At 73.6% G+C, this 16,404-nt stretch carries 15 protein-coding genes and 2 pseudogenes; 7 read left to right on the forward strand and 10 right to left on the reverse strand.

The annotated features are described in order from the left end of the window. Positions 1-42 precede the first annotated feature (42 nt). Genes ACZ61E_RS10010 through ACZ61E_RS10020 form a run of 3 tightly spaced genes read left to right on the forward strand, consistent with a single transcriptional unit; the run spans position 43 to position 1,836 of the window. A complete protein-coding gene (locus ACZ61E_RS10010; protein WP_469699070.1) occupies positions 43-558 on the forward strand; it encodes a YbaK/EbsC family protein in 516 nt (171 codons plus the stop codon). Next, positions 555-1,406 carry an EamA family transporter gene (locus ACZ61E_RS10015; RefSeq protein ID WP_469699071.1) on the forward strand — a complete coding sequence of 284 codons (852 nt, stop codon included), beginning with the start codon at positions 555-557 and terminating at the stop codon, positions 1,404-1,406. The genes ACZ61E_RS10010 and ACZ61E_RS10015 overlap by 4 nt, the downstream gene beginning before the upstream one ends. Before the next feature lie 19 nt (positions 1,407-1,425). After that, complete coding sequence (locus tag ACZ61E_RS10020; protein WP_469699072.1) at positions 1,426-1,836, forward strand: ankyrin repeat domain-containing protein; 411 nt, start codon at positions 1,426-1,428, stop codon at positions 1,834-1,836. On the opposite strand, the gene ACZ61E_RS10025 is transcribed toward ACZ61E_RS10020, so the two are convergent. Together ACZ61E_RS10025 and ACZ61E_RS10030 are read right to left on the reverse strand one after the other, a co-directional pair. Further along, complete coding sequence (locus ACZ61E_RS10025; RefSeq protein WP_469699073.1) at positions 1,765-2,112, reverse strand: hypothetical protein; 348 nt, start codon at positions 2,110-2,112, stop codon at positions 1,765-1,767. The two genes, ACZ61E_RS10020 and ACZ61E_RS10025, sit on opposite strands and share 72 nt — an antisense overlap. Before the next feature lie 118 nt (positions 2,113-2,230). Further along, positions 2,231-2,926: a YqeB family protein gene (locus ACZ61E_RS10030; RefSeq protein ID WP_469699074.1), complete on the reverse strand. Its 696-nt coding sequence runs from the start codon at positions 2,924-2,926 to the stop codon at positions 2,231-2,233. Between the two features lie 228 nt (positions 2,927-3,154). On the opposite strand from ACZ61E_RS10030, the gene ACZ61E_RS10035 reads away from it, so the two are divergent. After that, positions 3,155-4,204 (forward strand): aldo/keto reductase, encoded by a 1,050-nt coding sequence (locus ACZ61E_RS10035; RefSeq protein ID WP_469699075.1) that lies wholly within the window; start codon positions 3,155-3,157, stop codon positions 4,202-4,204. 124 nt (positions 4,205-4,328) lie between these two features. Here the strand turns inward: ACZ61E_RS10035 and ACZ61E_RS10040 are convergent, their stop codons facing one another. Then, positions 4,329-5,699, reverse strand: coding sequence for an NAD(P)/FAD-dependent oxidoreductase (locus ACZ61E_RS10040; protein ID WP_469699076.1), 1,371 nt, complete (start codon positions 5,697-5,699; stop codon positions 4,329-4,331). A 382-nt stretch (positions 5,700-6,081) separates the two neighbouring features. On the opposite strand from ACZ61E_RS10040, the pseudogene ACZ61E_RS10045 reads away from it, so the two are divergent. The 3 genes and pseudogenes from ACZ61E_RS10045 to ACZ61E_RS10055 all read left to right on the forward strand — a co-directional run. Next, positions 6,082-6,690: pseudogene (locus ACZ61E_RS10045) on the forward strand (lyase family protein); the annotation flags it as partial. 447 nt (positions 6,691-7,137) lie between these two features. Then, positions 7,138-7,956, forward strand: a pseudogene (locus ACZ61E_RS10050) (lyase family protein); the annotation flags it as partial. Positions 7,957-8,027: 71 nt separating this feature from the next. Next, a complete protein-coding gene (locus ACZ61E_RS10055) occupies positions 8,028-9,587 on the forward strand; it encodes an MFS transporter (RefSeq protein ID WP_469699077.1) in 1,560 nt (519 codons plus the stop codon). A gap of 4 nt (positions 9,588-9,591) precedes the next feature. Here the strand turns inward: ACZ61E_RS10055 and ACZ61E_RS10060 are convergent, their stop codons facing one another. The 7 genes from ACZ61E_RS10060 to ACZ61E_RS10090 form a co-directional block, all read right to left on the reverse strand. Next, positions 9,592-10,560, reverse strand: a complete 969-nt coding sequence (locus ACZ61E_RS10060; RefSeq protein WP_469699078.1) for a phosphotransferase family protein — start codon at positions 10,558-10,560, stop codon at positions 9,592-9,594. A gap of 46 nt (positions 10,561-10,606) precedes the next feature. Then, the gene (locus tag ACZ61E_RS10065; protein WP_469699079.1) at positions 10,607-11,419 is read right to left on the reverse strand and encodes an alpha/beta fold hydrolase; all 813 of its coding nucleotides are present in this window, start codon (positions 11,417-11,419) and stop codon (positions 10,607-10,609) included. A 216-nt stretch (positions 11,420-11,635) separates the two neighbouring features. Then, positions 11,636-12,403 carry an SDR family NAD(P)-dependent oxidoreductase gene (locus ACZ61E_RS10070; protein ID WP_469699080.1) on the reverse strand — a complete coding sequence of 256 codons (768 nt, stop codon included), beginning with the start codon at positions 12,401-12,403 and terminating at the stop codon, positions 11,636-11,638. A 7-nt stretch (positions 12,404-12,410) separates the two neighbouring features. After that, positions 12,411-13,613 (reverse strand): serine hydrolase domain-containing protein, encoded by a 1,203-nt coding sequence (locus ACZ61E_RS10075; protein ID WP_469699081.1) that lies wholly within the window; start codon positions 13,611-13,613, stop codon positions 12,411-12,413. Positions 13,614-13,666: 53 nt separating this feature from the next. Beyond that, positions 13,667-14,452 (reverse strand): energy-coupling factor ABC transporter ATP-binding protein, encoded by a 786-nt coding sequence (locus ACZ61E_RS10080; RefSeq protein WP_469699082.1) that lies wholly within the window; start codon positions 14,450-14,452, stop codon positions 13,667-13,669. Then, positions 14,449-15,210: a cobalt ECF transporter T component CbiQ gene (gene cbiQ / locus ACZ61E_RS10085; protein ID WP_469699083.1), complete on the reverse strand. Its 762-nt coding sequence runs from the start codon at positions 15,208-15,210 to the stop codon at positions 14,449-14,451. The genes ACZ61E_RS10080 and cbiQ overlap by 4 nt, the downstream gene beginning before the upstream one ends. A 1-nt stretch (position 15,211) precedes the next feature. After that, entirely contained in the window at positions 15,212-16,333 is a 1,122-nt protein-coding gene (locus ACZ61E_RS10090) for an energy-coupling factor ABC transporter permease (RefSeq protein WP_469699084.1), read from the reverse strand. Between the last annotated feature and the right edge of the window lie 71 nt (positions 16,334-16,404).

Consider the following 16,404-nt stretch of genomic DNA (forward strand, 5'->3'; position numbering starts at 1 on the left):
GACGTTCGCACCGCCGCTTCCCCGGCCGCTACCGTGCCCGTCATGACCCACCCCGACCGCGCGCCCGACGCCGCCCCCGCCGCCCATCCCCGTTTCGTCGAGGCCCTGCGCGAACTGGGCCTCGACGACCTGACCGGCCGGGTCCGCGCCTTCCCCGACGCCACCCGCACGGCGGCCGAGGCCGCCGCCGCCATCGGCTGCTCGCTCGGCGAGATCGTCAAGTCGCTGGTCTTCGAGGCCGACGGCGTCCCGGTCCTCGTACTGATGGACGGCGCCTCACGCGTCGATGTGGAGCGCGTACGGGAGGAGCTGGGCGCCGGGGCGGTGAAGCGGGCGCGTGCGGACCTCGTACGGGAGACGACCGGTTACGCGATCGGAGGCGTACCGCCCTTCGGCCACCGCACCCGCACCCGGGTGCTCGCCGACCGGGGACTGCTCGACCACGACATGGTGTGGGCGGCGGCAGGCACCCCGCACACGGTCTTCCCGATGGCCCCCGAGAGCCTGGTCGCGTACGCCGGCGGCACGCTGGTCGACGTCCGCGAGCGCGTGGGGTGACCCCGGCCGTCGCCGCCGCCGTCCTCCTGGCCGCCGTCACCCACGCCGTATGGAACGCGATCGCGCACACCATCAGGGACCAGGTGGTCGCCTTCACCCTGATCGCCGGGGGCGGGGCCCTGATCGGCGCGGTCGCCGTGTGCTTCGCCCCGTTCCCGGCGGCCGGGGCGTGGCCGTACCTGATCGTCTCGGCGGTCGTCCACGTCGGCTACCAGGCGCTGCTGATGCGGTCGTTCAGTCTCGGCGACTTCGGCCAGATGTACCCGATCGCCCGCGGTACGGCGCCACTGCTGGTGACCGTCCTGGCGGCGGTCTTCGTCGGCGAGTCCCTGGACGGCCGGCAGGCGACCGGCGTCGCCGTGGCCTCGGCGGGCCTGGTGGGCGTGGCCCTGTGGGGCGTGCGGAGCGCGGAGGCGAAGCCGCGGTGGCCCGCGCTGACCGCCGCGGTCGCGACGGGGGTCTCGATCGCCGCGTACACGGTCGTGGACGGGGTGGGCGTCCGCGAGTCGGGCACCCCGCTCGGCTACATCGGCTGGCTGATGATCCTCCAGGGCTCGCTGATCCCCCTCTACGCCCTGTTCGCACGCCGGCGCCGGCTCCTCACCCAACTCCGCCCCCACGCCCGCCTCGGACTCCTCGGCGCGGCACTGTCGGTGAGCGCGTACGCCCTGGTGCTCTGGGCCCAGACCCGCGCCCCCCTCGCCCCGGTCGCGGCGCTCCGCGAATCGTCGATCATCGTCGGCGCGGCGATAGGTGCGCTGTTCTTCAAGGAACGCTTCGGCACACACCGCGTCGCGGCGGCCGGCCTGATGGTGATCGGCATCGGGCTGATGCTGCACACGAGTTGAGGCGGGGGAAGGGACCGGGATGAACAGCAGGCGGCGCAAGAAGCTGTCGCGGCGGCTCGTGCGGGCCGCGAGGCTCGGCAGGGGCGGGGAGGTGGCCGCGCTGCTGCGGGGCGGGGCGCCGGCGCAGACGTGGGACTCCGAGGGGTCGACTCCGCTGTACGCGGCGGCCGTACACGGGGACACCGACTCCGTACGCCTCCTGCTGGCGGCCGGCGCGCTGCCCGACACCGAGAGCGGGGACGGCACGGAGGGCACGCCGCTGTGCGGGGCGGCGTGCTGGGGGCACGCGGGGGCCGTGCGCGAACTGCTCGCGTACGGCGCCGATCCGCGGCTGCGCGAGGACGGCGGCAGCGGGCGCTCACCGCTCGAATGGGCGCGGACCGGTCCGTATCCGGAGACGGTACGGCTGCTGGAGGAGGCCGGGGCCTGACGGCGGGGAGGGTCGGGCGCGGGGCGCCGACGCCAGCATGTCGAGCGAGACCTGCCACAGCCGCTCGGCCGCCACGGGGCCCAGCGCGTGCGCCGCGACCCCGCCCGAGTCGCCCTCCCGGTGGAGACGCGCCTCCTGGCAGTCCTCGAAGTACCGCCCGCCGATCCCTTCGAGCCCCGGCCACGTCGCCACGAGCACGGAGGTGGCCGCGCCCTGCTCGGGCGTCTTGAAGGCGTAGCCGGAGGCGATGGCCTTGTCCAGTTCGTCCTGGCTCATGTGGCGGGTCAGGTTCGACAGGACGGCGCCGGGGTGGACGGCGTTGGCGGTGATGCCGTCACCGGCCCAGCGCCGGCCCGGACCCGGCCCCGGGTACGGCGGTCCCGGCGGGCGCCCGCTACGCGGAGGGCCGCCGCGGCAGCCGCCAGTACTGGCGTTTCCTCTCGTCGCGGACCGCCAGCCCCAGCCGGTTCAACTCGCCCCGCAGCGCCCTGACATCCTCCTCCGTACCCGTCTTCCGCATCGCCGTCGCGCGGGCGCTCATCAGCGCGTTCGCGCCGACCGGGAGCCCCGGGGTGTCCGGCACCCAGAGCCGGAAGTCGTCCTTGTACGGGTCCTCGGCGGCCCAGGTGTAGCCGTGGGCGGTGAAGGCGGCGGCCAGCTCCCCGGCGTTCAGGTCACTGGGCTCGCGGGCCATCTCCTCGGCGTGGTGGCCGAGGAGAACGAGGAACTTGCCGTCCAGGAAGACCGGCCCGACATCGGCGCCGCGCAGCTCCTGGGACTCGTCGCGGATGGTCAGCGTCACATGGGTGTCGGTCAGCCGGACGGTCAGCGCCTCGTGCAGCGCGATGAACGCCACGAACACGCCGAGCAGCAGGCCCGCCGTCACGCCGAGGACGGTGAGCCAGGGCTCGGGAATCGAGTTCAGCAGCTCCGCCGGGCCTTTCATCGGGGCCCAGCGCAGGGTCACCAGCCAGTTGGCGAGGAGTTTGACCAGCCAGCCGACGACGGCTCCGATCGCGGCGAAGGCCGGCACGATCCAGAGCCCTGGGGCCAGTACGGTGGCGTCGCGGTCCTTGGCGGTTGGCTTCATACGCCGAGGCTAGGAAGCGGGCACCGGGGCGGGCATCGGCCGAAGGAATCCGCGGGGGTGACCAAAGTATGGGGAAGCAGCCGCGGGGACCGGGACGACCGTGCCGGCCCGGGACCTGTCGGCGCAGGCCCTCCTGACGGCCCGTCGCGTCTTGACCTCGATCGCACTCCAAGTCCTAGAGTGCCCGCGTACCCCCCAGCGGGGCCCTGACCAGCAAGGGAGCACGACATGCGATACCGCACTCTCGGCGGCACCGGAATCGAGGTGAGCGTCCACTGCCTCGGGACCATGATGTTCGGCTCCGTCGGCAACAGTGACCACGACGACTCCGTACGAATCATCCACGCCGCCCTCGACCAGGGCGTCAACTTCCTCGACACGGCGGACATGTACTCCGCCGGTGAGTCCGAACTGATCGTCGGCAAAGCCCTCAAGGGCCGCCGCGACGACGTCGTGCTCGCGACCAAGGTGCACTTCCCGATGGGCGAGGGCCGCAACCGCGGCGGCAACTCGCGGCGCTGGATCGTCAGGGAGGTGGAGGAGAGCCTGAAGCGGCTGGGCACCGACTGGATCGACCTCTACCAGATCCACCGCCCGGACCACACGACCGACATCGAGGAGACCCTCTCCGCGCTGACCGATCTCGTACGGCAGGGCAAGATCCGCGCGTTCGGCTGCTCGACGTTCCCCGCCGAGGAGATCGTCGAGTCGCATGTGGTGGCCGAGCGCCGGGCGCTCATGCGGTTCAGGACGGAGCAGCCGCCGTACTCGATCCTGGCGCGCGGCGTCGAGACGTCCGTACTGCCGGTGTGCGAGCGGTACGGGATGGGTGTGCTGACCTGGAGCCCGCTCGCCTCCGGCTTCCTCACCGGGAAGTACCGGATGGGCGGTGCGATCGACATGACCACGGGCCGCGCGGCGCTCACCCCGGCGCGGTTCGACCCGTCGCTGCCGGTGAACATCACCAAGCTGGAGATCGTGGAGCAACTCATCGGGCTGGCGCACGACATCGGCTGCTCGCTGCCCGAGCTGGCGGTGGCCTTCACCGTCGCGCACCCCGCCGTCACGTCGGTCATCACCGGACCGCGCACGATGGAGCAGTTGGACGGTCTGCTGAAGGGGGCGTCGCTCAGCCTGGACGACGAGACACTGGACCGTATCGACGAGATCGTGCCGCCGGGGACGAACATCTACCAGCCGGACGGCGCCTGGCGCCCGCCCGTGCTCGCCGACGCCTCGCTCCGCCGGCGGCCGACGGGCGACCGGGCCGCGGCGTAACCGGCTGGGCGGGCGGACCGGGGGCGGCACCGGCAGGCCGGGCGGCACCGTCCGCTGCCGCCCGGCCCCGCGCCCTGGACGCCGCCCACACACCACCACCCACGTCACGCGCCATGCTCACGCGTCACGCGGTCTGAGGAGCGGCGGAAGCCTCTTCACAGGCGGTCAAGTTCCCCGCGAGCGTGCCGACTTGGCCGCCTTCCGGCGTGAGCACCAGTGCCGCGGGCGCACGCGCCGCCACCATCCGCCGGAAGCGGATGAGCTGGGAGGGCCTGTTCACACACAGCGCCCCGGTGATGTGCTGCCCGTCGGTGTAGACGGCGACGAACCGGCGCTCGGCGAGCGTCCCGCCGACGACGTGGGGAACTCCGTTCCCGCGCCCGACGAACTGGATCGTGGTCCCGTACTGCTCCGACCGGAAGTACGGCACGGATTCGAAGAGCGCCGCGTTCCTGCCGTCCGCGAGCAGGGTGTCGGCCGCCGCCGCGGCCTGCTCCACCGTGTCGCCGCGCCGCCCGACCCGCATCACCGCGCCGAACAGCGGATTGAACCAGCGGGCCACGTCACCGGCCGCGACGACACGCGAGGCGCCCGCCGCCGCGCATGTCGCGTCCAGCAGTACCCCGCCCTCCGCGTCGAGACCGCTCCCCCGCAGCCACTCGGTGCGCGGCTCACGGCCCACCGCGACGACCACCACATCGGCCGGTACGCGGCTGCCGTCGGCCAGCTCGACCCCGTCGGGGTGGAGCGCGGCCACCGAGGCACCGGTCTTCATGACCGTGCCGTGGTCGCGGTGCAGCCCGGCCAGTTCCCGCGCCATCGCCGTACCGAGGACGCGCCCCAGCGGGCCGGAGCCCTCCTCGATGACGGTGACGTCGAGCCCGAGGGACCGGCAGTGCGAGGCGACCGCGCAGCCGACGAATCCGGCACCGATCACGGCCACCCGTGGTGCGTTGAGAAGGGCGGCGCGCAGTGCCAGGGAGTCCTCGAAGGTACGGAGGACGAACACGTCCGGGTGCCCGTTCTCCAGACCGGCGGGCAGCCGGGCCTCGGCGCCGGTCGCGATGACCAGCCCGTCGAAGTCCAGCGTCCGGCCGGCGGACAGCCTCAGCGTGCCGCCGCGGGCGGCGGGGCCGCCGGTATCGGATGCACCGGGGGCGTCGGACGTACGGGGGATGCCGGACGTACCCGGGGACGTGCTGCCGGGGGAAGTCCCGCCGAGGTCGAGCCCTTCGGCCGTCGTGTTCATCATCAGTTCGGCGTCGAGATCCGGCGCCACCGGCAGCCGGGAACCGTCCATGTACCCGCCGGTCAGTACGGCCTGGGCGGGCGAGGGACGGTCATACGGCGGAAAGTCGGCGTCCCGGCCGACCAGGGTCAGCCGGTCCTCGAAACCCAGTCGGCGCAGCGCCTCCGCAGCGCGTACACCGGCGAGCGAGGTGCCGACGACGGCGATGTGACGGAGTGTTCCGTCCGTTCCACGTGCCCCGGTCACTGCCCTTCGCCGACCCTGTGCCCCCGACCGGTCTTGGTCCTCATCACGGCTCACTTCCTGACGGTGCCGTTCCGAGCCCTGCTCGCGCGGGGTTCATTCACTCAATCAGTCCCGTACCCAGACCTTGTCAAAGGGTGTTAAACATCCATCGCCGTCGCCCGTCCGCAGCGCCCGGAACGGCTGGCCGGCGCACCGCTCGCCTCGCCCGGCGGGGGTCGGCGGGAGACCTTGGTACCAGCAGGGCCGGGCCCGTGCCCGGCACGTACCGAGGAGGCGGTCTTCCTTGACCCACGAGACTTCCGACGACCGCACAGACACCGACACCGAGGGCGCCGGGTCAGGCGACCGCACCGAGCCGGCCGGGCACACCGACGACGCCGGTCTGCTCTCGCCCGGCCGCGCGGGGTCCGAGGCCGAGGCGGCGACCGGCGACACCGCGTTCCTCCGGGCGATGCTCGACGCCGAGGCGGCGCTGGTCCAGGCGCAGGCCGCGGTCGGTCTCGCCCCGGAGGCGGCGGCCGACGCGGTCTCGGCGGTGGTGGCGGCGACGGCCGAGGGGTTGGACGTACGGGACGTGGCGCTGCGGGCGCGCTCGGCGGGCGATCCGGTGCCCCCTCTGGTGGCGGATCTGACGGCGGCGGTGGCCGACGCGGACACGAGGGCGGGGCCGGACGCGGACACGGTGCGGTACGTGCACCGGGGCGCGACCAGCCAGGACATCGTGGACACGGCGATGATGCTGGTCGCCGCCCGTACGGTGCCCGGGATCCTGGCGGACCTGGACCGTACGGCGGAGGCGCTCGCCGCTCTGGCCGAGGCGCACCGTACGACCCCGGCAGTGGGGCGCGCGCTCACACAGCACGCGGCCCCGACGACGTTCGGTCTGCGGGCGGCGGGCTGGCTCTCCTCGGTACGGGCCGCCCGCGCCCGGTTGGCCGCCGTCCGGCTCCCGGCCCAACTGGGCGGTGAGGCGGGTACGTTGGCGGCCTTCGCGCCGGACGACATCACGGTGGACGGGGCGCCGGGCAGGACCTCCACCGCCGCGTCGTGCGAGCCCGTCTACGATCTGACGGGCCCGCTCGACACCACGCTGGACAGCCCTCCCGAACCGCTGCCCGACTATCCGCCCGCCACCGGCCCCGTCCCGGACGCGGACGCCGAGCCCGGCCCGGGGATCGGCCCGGCGCCGGACGAACCGATCTACGATCTGCCGGGCGCGGCCCCCAACCACTCGGCCGGGGCCACGACGGAGAGCCGCGGCGCGCCCGGGCCCGGACCGGCCACCGGCCCCGGGACAGGCACAGGAACCGGCACACGAACCGCCACCGACGCCGACGCGGACGCGGACGCCGACACAGGCACCGGCACCGGCACCGGCACCGGCACCGACGCCGACGCGGACGCCGGGGATTCCGACAGCCCCGCCACCACCCCCGAGGCCGACACCGGCGTGCGTCTGCTCGCCGCGTACGCCGACCGGCTGATGCTCGCCGAACCGGCGCTGCCGTGGCACACCCTCCGTACCCCGGTCGCCGATCTCGGCTCGGCCCTCGCCTTCACCGCGGGCGCGCTCGGCAAGGTGGCCGCCGATGTACTCGTGCTGTCCCGGACGGAGATCGGCGAGGTCGCGGAGGCGCGCGGCGCCGGTCCGGGCGCCCGGCCGCACCGGCGGAACCCGGTGCGGGCCGCCCTGATCGCCGCCGCCGCACGACAGGCTCCCGCGCTCGCCTCCGTACTGCTGGGCGCGCTCGTCGCCGAGGACGAACGCCCGGCCGGTCCCTGGCACGCCGAGTGGCAGCCGTTGCGCGAGCTGTTGCGGCTGACCGGCGGAGCCGCCCGCGACGCCGCCGAACTCGTCCACGGCCTGCGCGTCTTCCCCGACCGGATGCGGGACAACCTCGCCCTCACCCACGGGGTGCTCGCCGCCGAACGGCTCGCCACGGCCCTGGCCCCCGCCGTCGGGCGGGCCCGTGCGGGAGAACTGCTCGGCGCCGCCGAACGGCTCGCGGCGGGCGCGGGCATCCCCCTCGCGCAGGCACTGACGGAGACCGACCCGGCGGTCGCGGAGCTGATCGGGGACGAGCGGCTGCGCGCCCTCACCGACCCGGCGGGCTACACGGGTTCCGCCCCGGCCTTCGTGGACCGCGCCCTCGCCGACCACGAAGCCGGGGCGGGCGCGGCGGCGGAGGCGGGCGCGGCGGTGGAGGCGGGCGCGCCCGGTCGCAGCCGAGTCGCGGGTCCGGTTCGCCCCACTTAGAGTCAAATCCGGTGAACGACGGCGCTCCCTGTCCGAGGGCGCGCTCCACCCCGTTCCACCACCCCACACCTATGACTGATTCACAGGGCACGCCGCCACCGACCACCACGAAGAGTGCCGCCGCCCCCGACGGGGACCGCGGCAACGGAATCGCACTGGCCATCATCGCCTCGTGCCAGCTGATGGTGGTTCTGGACATCACCATCGTGAACATCGCGCTCCCGCACATCCAGAGCGCGCTCGACTTCTCGACCCAGAACCTGTCCTGGGTGGTGAACGCCTACACGCTCACCTTCGGCGGGCTGCTGCTGCTCGGCGGGCGCCTCGGCGACATCCTGGGACGGCGCCGGGTCTTCATGTCCGGTGTGGCGCTCTTCGCGCTGGCTTCCCTGCTCTGCGGCTTCGCCCAGGAGTCGTGGCAACTGCTGGCCGCCCGCGCCCTCCAGGGCGTCGGCGGCGCGATCGCCTCCCCCACGTCGCTGTCGCTGATCACCACCACGTTCCGTGAAGGGCCCGCGCGCAACAGGGCGTTCGGTGTATTCGCGGCGGTCTCGGCGGGCGGCAGCGCGATCGGGCTGCTGGCCGGCGGCATCCTGGTGGAGTGGCTGGACTGGCGGTGGATCTTCTTCGTCAACGCGCCGATCGGGCTGCTGATCATCGCCCTGACGCCCCGCTTCATCAAGGAGTCCGAGCCGCGCCCCGGCCACTTCGACGTCATCGGCGCGCTCACCGCGACGCTGGGGATGGTGTGTCTGGTCTACGGCTTCATCCGGGCCTCCGAGGAGGGCTGGACCAACGGACTGACCCTCGGGTCCTTCGCCGCCGCCGTGGTGCTCCTGGCTCTCTTCATCGTCATCGAGCGGCGTTCGCGGCAGCCGATCACCCCGCTGTGGATGTTCCGCGACCGCAACCGCGCGGGTGTCTACGGGATGATGCTGAGCCTGGCCGCGGCGCTGTTCGGCATGTTCTTCTTCCTGACGCTGTTCGTGCAGGAGGTCCTCGACTTCAGCCCGCTCCGGGCCGGTCTCGCCTTTCTCCCGGTGAGTGTGATCATCGCCATCGGTTCGGGCCTCGCCTCACAACTGCTGCCGCGCTGGGGCCCGAAACCGTTCATGGTGTCCGGCGCGCTCCTGGCCACCGGGGGTCTCTCGTGGCTGACGCTGACGAACGTCAACAGCACCTATCTCGGCAGCCTGCTGGGGCCGGTGCTGGTCTTCGGTCTCGGTATGGGCTTCCAGTTCGTGTCGCTGACCCTGATGGCCCTCTCGGGCGTCGAGCAGTCCGAGGCAGGCGCGGCCTCCGGCGTCTTCAACGCCACACAGCAGGTGGGCGGTTCGCTGGGACTGTCCATCCTGGTGACGGTGTTCGGCACCGCCAGCAGGGACGAGGCGAAGAGCCAAGTACCGGACTTCCTGGCGCACGCGACCCCGGCGCAGAAGATGACGTTCCAGAAGACGGGTTCGCTGCCGAAACCGTGGAGCGACGAGGTGCTGGCCCACGGTGTGTCGAACGCGTTCGTCGTGGCGGCGGTGTTCGCCGCCGTGTCGGCCGTGATCGCGCTGTTCGTGATCCAGGTACGGGAATCGGACCGCGAACGCCTCCAGGGCGGCATGCCCACGCCCGGCGGCTGATCTCCTACGCGGCGGTGGAGATCAGCCCGAGGGCGAGGATCAGCGCGGTCCCGGCGGTCCTGCGGGTCACCGCGGTCCGCGCGGGCGGGTATCCGCGCGGTACGCCCTCGACGAGCATGATCAGGTACAGATAGCAGCGGTAGAGCGCCATGCGCAGCCGCGCGGACCGGTCGAAGTCCGCGGCGCCGCCACCCGCCCGGTAGCCGGCCAGCAGCGCCGGGTCGTCCTCGGGCTCGCCGAACAGATTGAGCGACGCGAACTCCGCCAGCGGATCGCCCCAGAACATCCGCTCGCCGTCGACGAGCCCACCGATCCGCCGCTCCCCCGCCTCACCCGTCAGCAGGATGTTGCCCTGCCACAGATCGAAGTGCACGAGCGCGGGCACGGTGACCTCGTCCAGCGCCGGTACGGCGTCGCGTACCAACTCCCGCACGCGCTCACCCGACACCGGCAGCCTCGCCCCGAACCGCCCGGCGTCCGCGAGGACCGTCTCCAGCATCGCGGTGAACGCCTCCCGCCAGCTCCCGGCCGTGGCAACGGCCCCGGACGGATACCCGAAGCGCGTACCGGTGACGGTGTGCAACCGGGCCACGTACGAGCCGAGTTCACCCCGCAGCCGGTCGTACTCCGCGTCCCCGGTCCCGTTCGCCAGGGCGGACCACGGGTCCCCCGGCACCTCCGTCATCAGCAGCGAGTCCGCCGCGAGCCGCACCACCTCGGGCACGGGCACCGCCACACCCCCGGCGGCCCGGTAGAACTCGCCCTCGTTGACGAGCAGTTCACCCTCGTACGTCAGCCGCGGCGCCCCGTCCTCCGGCGGCAGCTTCAGCACCAGCCGCCCGCCGTCGTCCAGCCGGACCCGGTAGAGGGAGTTGTACGTGCCGCCACTCAGCGCCTCGTATCCGTCGACGCCCGCCCGCACTCCGGCGGTTCGAAGGATCGCGGCAAGCCGGGACGCGGTCGGCGTGGACATGTACGGGCCCTCTCGACGGCGGACGCACCCGGTGCGGGCGGCTGCCTCAGCCTACGAGCACCTTCCGCAGCACCTCCGCGAAGTCCCCCGGTGCCTCCATGAACCCGCCGTGGCCGCCCGGGAATTCGGCCGGGGCCGAGGCGAGGCGGTCGGCCAGTACCACCGAGGTGCGGTACGTGACCAGGGGGCCGGACGTCGCGCCGACGCCGATCACGACGCGGGCGGGGCCGGCCTTCAGCGCCTCGATGTCGGGCAGGTAGCGGGCGGTGCCCCGCAGCTCGTGGCCGAGGAAGCGCGCCCCGTCCGCCATGTCCTGGGCGGAGGGCTCGGCGGGCGGCTCGGCCGGGGCGCCGGATTCGGCGCCGGTGTCCAGTCCGGCGAAGGCCATGAACTTCGCGAACGCCGGCCCGGGACCCTCCCGGTGGAACGTCCCGACGATGTCGTCCGTCTCCGCGAGCCGCTCGTCCGCGTCGGGCAGCAGCCCCAGCACGGGCGGTTCGTGCGCGACGAGGGTCCGCACCCGCGCCGGGTGCCGTACGGCCAGCGCGAGGCCGGTCACGGCGCCGCCGCTGCTGCCGAAGACATCGGCCGTCCCGGCCCCGAGGTCGTCCAGGATCGCCGCGAGGTCGTCGGCCCGCAGTTCGGGGGTGGAGTCCTGCTCGGGGTCGTCCAGCGTGCTGCCGGAGATGCCGCGGGGGTCGTGGGTGACGACGGTGTACCCGTCGGCGAGCGCGTCGGCCAGCGGCGCGAAGTGCGTGGCGCCCATGGGCGCGCCGGTGACGACCAGTACGGGGCCGGAGCCCCGTACCTCGTAGCGCAGGTGCGCGCCGGGGACGTCGAGTGTGCGGGTGGTGACCATGATGGTGCCGTCCTTGCGTAGAACTCGCGGGGTCACTTTCGGTCGGTGACGTAGGTATGACGCCCGGACGGGCCGAAACGCATCGGTCGGACCCCGGGGAATGGCCGGGGCCGCCCGGTGGTCGGTTCGTGACCGGGCCCCGGCCGGCGGGCGGAACTCATCGCTTTCCCGGACGCTCCGGCGCGCGCCGGGCCCGGCCGCCGGTCCGCGAGGGCGCTACTCCCCCCTGAGCGCCCGCCGCAGCCCCAGGTTCGACGTCAGGATCCCGCCGTCCACCGGCAGCGTCACACCGGTGATCCAGCCGGCGTCCGAGGACGCCAGGAACGCCACCGCCGACGCGATGTCGTCCGGCAGCCCCACCCGGCCCGCCGGGTAGTGGGGCACCGCGCGTTCCAGGTTGGCCTCGCGGCCCCGCCAGCCCTCCGTGTGGATCGTGCCGGGCGCGACGAGGTTGACGCGGACCCCGCGCGGTGCCGCGTGGCCCGCCAGGGTGCGGGTCAGGCTCGCGAGGCCCGCCTTGGCCGCGCTGTAGGCGTGGTTGCCGAAGTCCTGCTCGCCGTTGACCGAGCCGATGTTCACGATCGCGCCGCGCCCCGAGGCCACCAGGTGCGGCAGCGCGGCCCGCGCGCAGCGGAAAGCGCCGGTGAGGGTGAGATCGAGGTCGCGGGCCCAGTGCTCGTCCGGTTCGTCCTCGAAGAGCGGCGCGTCCACCGTGCACGCGTAAGCGTTGTTGACCAGGACGTCGAGCGAGCCGAAGCGTTCCACGGCGTATGCCACGGCCGCCTCGACCGACGCGCGGTCGCCCACGTCGCAGACGTACGGCTCCGCCCCGTCGACCGGCTCGGCCGCCCGCGAAGCCCGTTCACCGTCCACGTCCGTGATCAGCACCCGAGCGCCCTCGGCGGCCAGCCGCCGGGATATCGCCTCGCCGATGCCGCGCCCGGCCGCGGTGACCAGCACACCGTGATTCTCGAATCGCCTCATGCGACGATCATGCGACCGATCTGACGGCGCGCACCAGGGCCTGGGCCCGGGGGTCCGCCGTCACTCCCTTCCGCATCCCGTTGGTGACGTAGCCGAAGGCGATGCCCGACTCGGGGTCGGCGAAGCCGAGTGAGCCGCCGCTCCCGGGGTGCCCGAAGGAGCCGGGGCCCAGCAGCGGCGCGCCCGCGCCGTGCAGCATGAAGCCGAGGCCGAAGCGGGTGCCGACGACCAGCACCCGGTCGGGGCCGGCGGATTCCTCGGTACGGGCGAGGGTCAGTGTCGCCGGGGCGAACAGCCGTTGGCCGCCCCGGTAGCCGCGCCCCGGCCCGTCGACCGGGCCGATCATCGCCGCGTAACAGCGCGCCAGCGCACGCGCGGTGGAGATGCCGCCGCTCGCGGGCATCTCGGCGGCGCGGTAGGCGGCGCTGTTGAGGTCCGGCAGCGGATCGACCGCGCCGAACGCCCGCCGGGTGAGCGACTCCGGGTCCTTGTACGCCTCGGCGACCGAGCGCTTCACCCGCAGCCGCAGCTCGCCACCGCCACCGGCGGGCTCCTCGATCCGGCCGATCCGGCCCACCCGGTGCGCCTCTTCGGGGGGCAGTCCGATCCAGAAGTCCAGGCCGAGCGGGCGGGCGATCTCGTCCGCGATCCACCGGCCGACCGAGCGGCCCGTGACGCGTCTCACCAGCTCGGCGACGAGCCAGCCGTAGGTGTACGCGTGGTAGCCGTGGTCGGTGCCCGGCTCCCAGACGGGCCGCTGCGCGGCGAGGGCGTGGGCGCCCGACTCGCCGTCGAGCGCCTCGGCGGGGCCGAGCGGCCGGTCGAGCACGGGGACGCCCGCGCGGTGCGACAACAGGTGCCGTACGAGCACCCGTTCCTTGCCCGCCGCCTTGAACTCGGGCCAGTACGTGCCCACCGGAGCGTCCAGGTCGATGCGCCCGCGCTGGTGCAGCAGCAGCGGTACGGCGGCGGCGACGCCCTTCGTGGCGGAGTGGACGATCTGCGCGGTGTCCACGGCCCACGGCTCCGCGCCGTCGACGTCGCGCGTGCCGGCCCACAGGTCGACGACCTTGTGCCCGTCGCGGTACACGGCGACGGCGGCGCCCCGTTCACCGCGTTCCCGGAAGTTCCGTACGAAGGCGTCCTTGACGGGTTCGAAGCCCGCGGCCACCGTGCCCTGGACGTCAGCGACGCCTACGATCCCGCTCATACCCCCATGGTGCACGGTTGGCACGGCGGACGGACGCCGGGGGCCGCCGGGGTTCAGCGGGCGGGGACCGACGCGGGGTCGAAACCGAACGGCAGCTCCAGCCGGTGCGCGGCCATCAGCGCGCTGTCGCCCAGCAGTTCACGGGTCGGGCCGTCCGCCGCGATGACGCCCTCGCTGAGGATCACGGCGCGCGGGCAGAGTTCCAGCGCGTACGGCAGGTCGTGGGTGACCATCAGGACGGTGACGTCCAACGCCCGCAGGATGTCGGCGAGTTCACGCCGCGCCGCCGGATCGAGGTTGGACGAGGGCTCGTCGAGTACGAGGATCTCGGGCTCCATCGCCAGGACCGTCGCGACGGCGACCCGGCGGCGCTGGCCGAAGGAGAGGTGGTGCGGCGGCCGGTCCGCGTACTCGGCCATACCGACCCGGGTGAGCGCGGCGGCGACCCTGGACTCCAGCTCCGCGCCGCGCAGTCCGGAGGTCGCGGGGCCGAAGGCCACGTCCTCGCGCACCGTGGGCATGAACAGCTGGTCATCGGGGTCCTGGAAGACGATGCCGACGCGGCGGCGTACCTCGGCCAGGTGCTGTTTCGCGACGGGCAGCCCGGCGACGGTGACGGACCCGGCGCCCGCCGTGTGGATGCCGTTGAGGTGCAGGACGAGGGTGGTCTTCCCGGCGCCGTTGGGTCCCAGCAGGGCGACGCGCTCGCCGCGGGCGACGGTCAGGTCGACGCCGAAGAGGGCCTGGTGGCCGTCGGGGTAGGCGTAGGCGAGCCCGCGCACCTCCAGGGAGGGCGGCGGGGACGGCGGCTGCGGCTGTTCCGGGGACTGCGTGCTCACAGCGTCCAGCCAAGCAGACAGACCGCGAGCGCCGAAAGCGGGAGTGCGGCGGCGGACGTCCACTGCGCGCGGGAGGCCGTCAGCTCGTCGATGACCGGCATGGTGCCCGTGTAGCCGCGGCTCGTCATCGCCAGATGCACCCGCTCGCCGCGCTCGTAGGAGCGGATGAACAGCGCGCCGGCGGATTTGCCGAGCACCCCCCAGTGCCGTACGCCGCGTGCCTCGAATCCGCGCGAGCGGCGGGCGATCGACATCCGGCGCAGCTCGTCGGTGATCACGTCGCCGTAGCGGATCATGAACGACGCGATCTGGACCAGCATCGGCGGCAGCCTCAGCCGTTGCAGCCCGAGCAGCAGCGCGCGCAGTTCGGTGGTGGAGGCGAGCAGGACGGAGGCGGCGACGCCCAGCGTGCCCTTGGCCAGCACGTTCCAGGCGCCCCAGAGGCCGGGGACGCTCAACGAGAGCCCGAGGAAGGTGACTTGCTCGCCGGGCACCACGAACGGCATGAGGACGGCGAAGGCCACGAACGGGACCTCGATCAGCATCCGGCGCAGCAGGAAACCGGCGGGGACGCGGGCGATCGCGGCGACGGCGGCGAGCAGTACCGCGTACAGGCCGAAGGCCCACACCGCCTCGCGCGGGGTGGAGACCACGACGAGCACGAAGCACAGGACGGCGGCGAGCTTGCAGTGCGGCGGCAGCGCGTGGACCGGCGAGTTCCCCTGCCGGTAGAGCCTGTGGGCGTGGCCCGCTCCCATGTCAGGCCCGCTCGGTGGAGGACGGGGCGGACGGGGCGGACGCGTCGCGCGCCGTACGGCGGCGGTGGACTGCGTAGAAGATCCCGCTGCCGGCGACGACCGTCGCGCCGACGCCGATGACGCCCGCGAGGCCGCCGGAGAGCCGGGAGTCGGAGATGTCCGCGACGCCGTAGTCGGCGAGGGGCGAGTCGGCGGCGGCGTGCTCCTCGACCCGCTTGTCGAAGCCCTTGTCGGCGGCGACCCTCTCCAGGCCGTCGGGGTCGGCGGAGGCGTAGAAGGAGACGACGCCGGCCAGCAGGAGGGCGGTGCCGAGGCCGGCGGCCAGCAGCCCGCGCGGCGAGCGGGACGCGACCGGTGCGGCGGGGGCGTCGGGCGGGGCGGGGGCGTCGGGCGGGGCGGGGGCGTCGACCAGTTCACCGTTCACCCGCAGCTTGAGCGGTACGGCGAGGCCGCGCGCCCCGTGGACCAGGTCCGGGCGTACGGCGACGACCGCCCCCACGGTCAGTGCGGTGATCACCGCCTCGCCGACGCCGATCAGGACGTGCACGCCGACCATCGCGGTGAGCACCTTGCCGATCGGTACGTCCGTGGTCCCGCCGATCGCGTAGAGCAGGGTGAAGGCCGCGGCGGAGGCCGGCACGGAGACCAGGGCGGCGGCGAACGCGGACCCGGTCACCGAGCGGCGCCCCCTGGGCAGGACCCGGAGCAGGGCCCGGAAGATCCCGTACGAGACGAGCACCGTCACGACGCCCATGACCGTGATGTTCACGCCGAGCGCGGTGAGTCCGCCGTCGGCGAAGAGGATGCCCTGCATCAGCAGGACGACGGCGATACAGAGCACTCCGGTGAAGGGGCCGACGAGTATCGCCGCCAGCGCCCCGCCGAGCAGATGCCCGCTGGTGCCGGCCGCGACGGGGAAGTTCAGCATCTGTACGGCGAAGACGAAGGCCGCGACGAGTCCGGCGAGGGGAGCGGTGCGCTCCGCGCCGTGGCCCTCGGCGAGTAGTGGTCCGTCGCCCAGTTCGCGGCGGGCTCCGCGCAGGCTGACCGCCACGGCCCCGGCCGCCACGACGCCGGCGGCGGCCGACACCGGCAGGTTGATCATTCCGTCGGGGACATGCATGGGCGGGCTCCGCTTCCGGCTGGCGTGGTGAACCGCTCGAAGTGAACCGTTCGACTAGATAGTCCTCTCTT

Source organism: Streptomyces sp. NPDC104581, assembly GCF_055583685.1.

Excerpts from the sequence above, each read along its gene's own strand:
- ACZ61E_RS10090 (WP_469699084.1), bottom strand. The coding sequence starts at position 16,333 with ATGCATGTCCCCGACGGAATGATCAACCTGCCGGTGTCGGCCGCCGCC.
- ACZ61E_RS10060 (WP_469699078.1), bottom strand. The coding sequence starts at position 10,560 with ATGTCCACGCCGACCGCGTCCCGGCTTGCCGCGATCCTTCGAACCGCC.
- ACZ61E_RS10075 (WP_469699081.1), bottom strand. The coding sequence starts at position 13,613 with ATGAGCGGGATCGTAGGCGTCGCTGACGTCCAGGGCACGGTGGCCGCG.
- ACZ61E_RS10035 (WP_469699075.1), top strand. The coding sequence starts at position 3,155 with ATGCGATACCGCACTCTCGGCGGCACCGGAATCGAGGTGAGCGTCCAC.
- ACZ61E_RS10030 (WP_469699074.1), bottom strand. The coding sequence starts at position 2,926 with ATGAAGCCAACCGCCAAGGACCGCGACGCCACCGTACTGGCCCCAGGG.
- cbiQ (WP_469699083.1), bottom strand. The coding sequence starts at position 15,210 with ATGGGAGCGGGCCACGCCCACAGGCTCTACCGGCAGGGGAACTCGCCG.
- ACZ61E_RS10065 (WP_469699079.1), bottom strand. The coding sequence starts at position 11,419 with ATGGTCACCACCCGCACACTCGACGTCCCCGGCGCGCACCTGCGCTAC.
- ACZ61E_RS10070 (WP_469699080.1), bottom strand. The coding sequence starts at position 12,403 with ATGAGGCGATTCGAGAATCACGGTGTGCTGGTCACCGCGGCCGGGCGC.
- ACZ61E_RS10025 (WP_469699073.1), bottom strand. The coding sequence starts at position 2,112 with ATGAGCCAGGACGAACTGGACAAGGCCATCGCCTCCGGCTACGCCTTC.
- ACZ61E_RS10055 (WP_469699077.1), top strand. The coding sequence starts at position 8,028 with ATGACTGATTCACAGGGCACGCCGCCACCGACCACCACGAAGAGTGCC.
- ACZ61E_RS10020 (WP_469699072.1), top strand. The coding sequence starts at position 1,426 with ATGAACAGCAGGCGGCGCAAGAAGCTGTCGCGGCGGCTCGTGCGGGCC.
- ACZ61E_RS10010 (WP_469699070.1), top strand. The coding sequence starts at position 43 with ATGACCCACCCCGACCGCGCGCCCGACGCCGCCCCCGCCGCCCATCCC.